The organism is Pseudomonas sp. K5002 (assembly GCF_013386655.1).
In the GTDB taxonomy this organism is placed as follows: domain Bacteria; phylum Pseudomonadota; class Gammaproteobacteria; order Pseudomonadales; family Pseudomonadaceae; genus Aquipseudomonas.
Map to the genome: position 1 here is coordinate 1 of NZ_JACARK010001168.1, position 2228 is coordinate 2228.

General features: G+C 64.9%; 3 protein-coding genes. All 3 read left to right on the plus strand.

What is annotated here, in order from left to right:
• The coding region (gene ptsP, locus HX846_RS34500) for a phosphoenolpyruvate--protein phosphotransferase (RefSeq protein ID WP_178967183.1) at positions 1 to 1016 on the plus strand (1016 nt) is incomplete at its 5' end.
• Positions 1017 to 1937, plus strand: a complete 921-nt coding sequence (gene pfkB / locus HX846_RS34505; protein WP_003215949.1) for a 1-phosphofructokinase — start codon at positions 1017 to 1019, stop codon at positions 1935 to 1937.
• Positions 1938 to 1948: 11 nt separating this feature from the next.
• Positions 1949 to 2228: PTS fructose transporter subunit IIB (locus HX846_RS34510; protein WP_306173195.1), on the plus strand; the 280-nt coding region annotated here is incomplete at its 3' end.

The window sequence follows — 2228 nt, forward strand, 5'->3', positions numbered from 1 at the left end:
GTCGCCTGCATGTGGACGCCGACGCCGCCACCTTGCAGCGCGCCACCGTCGAACGCGACACCCGCGAACAACGCCTGCAAGCCGCCGCCGCGCAACGCCATGAACCGGCGCTGACCCGCGATGGCCATGCCGTCGAAGTGTTCGCCAATATCGGCGAAAGCGCCGGGGTTGCCAGCGCAGTGGAACAGGGTGCCGAAGGCATCGGTCTGTTACGCACCGAACTGATTTTCATGGCCCACAAACAGGCGCCCGACGAAGCCACCCAGGAAGCCGAATACCGCCGCGTGCTCGACGGCCTGGGCGGCCGGCCGCTGGTGGTACGCACCCTTGATGTGGGCGGCGACAAACCGCTGCCGTACTGGCCGATCGCCAAGGAAGAAAACCCCTTCCTCGGCGTGCGCGGCATTCGCCTGACCCTGCAACGCCCGCAGATCATGGAAGCGCAATTGCGCGCACTGTTGCGTTCGGCAGACAACCGTCCACTGCGCATCATGTTCCCGATGGTTGGCAGTGTTGACGAGTGGCGCCAGGCCCGGGACATGACCGAGCGCCTGCGCCTGGAAATCCCGGTGGCCGACCTGCAACTGGGGATCATGATCGAAGTGCCGTCGGCCGCGTTGCTGGCGCCGGTACTGGCCAAGGAAGTGGACTTCTTCAGCGTCGGCACCAACGACCTGACCCAATACACCTTGGCCATCGACCGTGGCCATCCGACGCTGTCGGCCCAGGCTGACGGCCTGCATCCGGCGGTGTTGCAACTGATCGACATCACCGTGCGCGCCGCCCATGCCCATGGCAAATGGGTCGGCGTGTGCGGCGAGCTGGCAGCCGACCCGTTGGCAGTTCCGGTGCTGATCGGCCTGGGAGTGGATGAGCTGAGCGTCTCGGCGCGCAGCATTCCCGAGGTCAAGGCTCGGGTGCGTGAATTCAGTCTGAGCGAGGCCCAGGGCCTGGCACAAAAAGCCCTGGCGGTGGGTTCCCCCGCCGAAGTGCGTGCGCTTGTGGAGGCCGTGTAAATGGCAAGGATTTTAAGCCTGACGCTGAACCCGGCGTTGGACCTGACGGTGCGCCTGGCGCGCCTGGAACCGGGCGAGGTCAATCGCAGCGAAGCGATGATCACCCACGCTGCCGGCAAGGGTGTGAACGTGGCCCAGGTGCTGGCCGACCTTGGTCATCAGGTGACCGTGGGCGGCTTTCTTGGTGAGGACAATCCCCAGGCATTCGAGATGCTGATTGCCCGTCGTGGTTTTACCGATGCGTTTATTCGGGTGCCGGGAGAAACCCGCAGCAATATCAAGATCGCCGAGCAGGATGGGCGGGTCACGGATGTCAATGCGCCGGGCCCGTTGGTCAGCGAGCAGGCGCAACACGCACTGCTTGAGCAACTGGCGCGGATTGCTCCCGGCTACGACGCCGTCGTCGTGGCCGGCAGCCTGCCACGCGGCATCACCCCTCAGTGGTTCCAGGGCCTGCTGCAGCAACTGAAAAACCTCGGCTTGAAAGTCGCCCTGGACACCAGCGGCGAAGCGCTGCGCGCTGGATTGAACGCCGGCCCGTGGCTGGTCAAACCCAATACCGAAGAACTGGCCGATGCCCTTGGTCATTCCACAGATGCCATCCGCCAACTGCATCGGCAAGGTGTTGAGCATGTGGTGGTCTCCGACGGTGCCGCAGGCGTGAGCTGGTACAGCCCGGAAACGGCGCTGCACGCTACCCCGCCCAAGGTAACCGTGGCCAGTACCGTAGGCGCCGGCGACTCGCTGCTGGCCGGGATGCTTCACGGTTTGCTCAGTGGCGATACGCCGGAGCAGACCCTGGGCCGCGCCACCGCCATTGCCGCGATGGCGGTCACGCAGATCGGCTTTGGCATCACCGACGAAGCGCAGCTTGAGACTTTGCAGAGCGGCGTCCACGTGCGCCCGCTGACAGAACAATAAGAGGGTTGGTCATGAAGTTAGCCATTGTTACTGCCTGCCCGAACGGCATGGTCACCAGTGTGCTGTGCGCCCGCTTGCTGGATGCCGCCGCGCAACGCCAGGGCTGGAGCACCAGCGTCGAAGTGGTCGACGTGCAGCATCCGGAACGCCAATTGTCGGCGGCCACCCTTGAAGCCGCCGAGTGGGTATTGCTGGTCAGCAGCACGCCGGTGGACATGCAGCGTTTTGTCGGCAAACGCGTATTCCGCAGCACGCCGGCCCAGGCGTTGCAGGATGTGGACGCGGTGTTGC

Bases quoted from the DNA above. Each gene is read 5' to 3' on its own strand.
- pfkB (WP_003215949.1), top strand. From the start codon at position 1,017: ATGGCAAGGATTTTAAGCCTGACGCTGAACCCGGCGTTGGACCTGACG.